1 protein-coding gene and 1 pseudogene are annotated in these 2,179 nt (G+C 61.1%); one reads left to right on the top strand and one right to left on the bottom strand.

Annotated elements, in window-relative coordinates; all coding sequences use genetic code 11:
* Positions 1-280 precede the first annotated feature (280 nt).
* On the top strand, positions 281-442 hold the full coding sequence (locus FHT02_RS21240) for a hypothetical protein (protein WP_184092248.1): 162 nt from the start codon (positions 281-283) through the stop codon (positions 440-442).
* 603 nt (positions 443-1,045) lie between these two features.
* Here FHT02_RS21240 and FHT02_RS21235 read toward each other — a convergent pair.
* Positions 1,046-1,867, bottom strand: a pseudogene (locus FHT02_RS21235) (IS110 family RNA-guided transposase); the annotation flags it as partial.
* Positions 1,868-2,179: the final 312 nt, after the last annotated feature.

Genomic DNA, 2,179 nt, shown 5'->3' with positions numbered 1-2,179 from the left:
CTGTGCTAACCTCACCCATGGACGCCTCCTGCAGTGGTGTTTCAACACCTCCACTCTGGCACATCGATGCCGTCAGGGGGCGTCCACCCCAACGCTTTCGGGTAACACTAAAAGCCCGCATTGTGGCGGTGTCTAGTGGAAGGCTGACGTTGATAGCTGACCGAGCTGCTCCTATCATCGTCGCACAACGAGAGTGTGATGAGGGGCAGCTATGATTGGGAAAGGCTGGACGAACAAATCGCCCGTTGTCCGCCTATCGCTAGCATCGCCAGCGGCCCTGTTGGTGCTCGGCCCTGTGGTGCGGCAGGCCAGTGGTCGCCCTATCAGCCTGACCACTGCGATAGGCTTCATGCTGCTGCTGGTCGCCTGGATGGGCTTTGTGGCGTGGCGTCTGGCGATGAACGCAAATCGACAGGACGGTTCGTTCGGCGACGCGCGCTAATCTTTTTGATAGGCAAGGCAGCGTGCATTCAGATCCGACCAGGCACCACGTCAGGTATTGGGTCGTGAGCTGTCTGGCGGCTTTTGAGGCGACGCGCAGGAGACCAGACGTTCCATACGGCGCCGGCTTAACGTCCGCTTCTCTGCTCCGGCCACCCAGAAGCGGCCTGTCCGCTTCCACCCCGATTTCGTTGAAAAACTCTCGGGCGCGCCAGAAGCAGCTCGCGATGAGCAAGAGTCGTTCGCAACGCCGCCCGATGATGCATGATCGTGACCTCAAACTGACGTTCGACGCAACGACGTTACGCCATCAGCGTTGCTGTCGGTTGCATATCGAGTTTTTCAACAAAATCACCCCAAAGTCAGTCGTCGTCTAATCGCGTCGGTTGCAAGGAATTTCTGAGATGCCGTTGCCGGGAGCATGGTCGTCTTCGCGGTCGGCATGTGCCGCCGCATGATGGGGCTTCGCGGGTGGCTCTTCCAAGGTTCAGGACGCACTCCGAAGGGCAGTAGCCCGGGGGGCGCAACGAATGGCGCGGAATGAGCCAGCCTACGTCCCGGCAGGACGTCTCGTGCGCCTTGCGACGCTGACGAGCTGGGTAGATCAGTCTGTAACGTGCGCGCCTCTAAACGGCTCGCCCGTGCTCAGCATCGCGTGCATGATGACGGCGAGCTTTCGGGCGACGGCAACCGCTGCACGTTTGAAGCCGAGGCGCTCGCGCAGCTGCAGCCCCCATTTACGCAGATCGCATTCTGACTTGCTACGGGTGAGAAGTACGGTCGCGGCCTCATAGAGCAGCCCGCGCAGATGACTGTCGCCGCGCCGGGAGATATGCCCGTCATAGTCGATCTCGCCAGACTGGTAGCGCCGCGTCGTCAGACCCACCCAGGCACCTACCGATCGTGAATGTTTGAAGTTCGTCGGGTCCTCGATCGCGGTGATGAAGGAAGTCGCAGTTACGACGCCTACCCCGGGAATGGTCATAAGCAACTGGCAAGCCTCGCTGCGTCGTGCGTCGGCCAGCAGCTTGCGTCCGAGCTCCGCAGCGCGAAGTCGTACTGCATGCCATGCCTCGAGCAGTGGCCGAATGATCTGGGCCAGTTCGGCGTTACCGGTGAGCAGCTCTCCCACCTTGTGCTCGAACCTGGTGCCCATGACAGCCGGAACGATGAGGCCAAACGTCTTCATCAGCCCCCTGATCTGGTTCGACAACTCCGTGCAGATTCGCACCAGCCGGGTTCGCGCCGCCACCAGTGTGCGGGCAAGCATGCTGTCGAAGCTCTTGACCCGCACTTCCTTGTAGAACCCCACCTCGGCCAGATGAGCAAGGCCGTCGGCATCGTTGGCGTCCGTCTTGTTGGCTGCCATGTCGAGCGCAGCCTTGGCATGACGCGCATCGATGCAGATCGCCGGCACCCCCTCCGCAGTGACCTATTGGTCGCGAACTGTGGCGATCCGGCCAAGCCCGTGACTATGATAGACAAGCGCCTGATCGCCGGGCTGCGGACGTGCGGCATTGATCCAGCAGACGCCGCTCAGGTGAGCGAGCGAGTGAACGGAAGGCTCAGTAATTATCTCGTCTTTAGCCGTGTCGCGCCTTATCCATAGCCAAAGATGCGCTGTCTGGCTCGCATGCTCGTGGGGGCGGACTACGGCATCAGGCAGTCAGGGGACACGTTCGAGCGGGCCTACCAGCCTGCTTGGAAGGCCGAGTTCGATATCCATGTGCAGGGGTTG

This window comes from Sphingomonas xinjiangensis (assembly GCF_014199255.1).
Lineage (GTDB): Bacteria > Pseudomonadota > Alphaproteobacteria > Sphingomonadales > Sphingomonadaceae > Sphingomonas > Sphingomonas xinjiangensis.
This window is presented reverse-complemented; position numbering and strand designations above follow the sequence as displayed.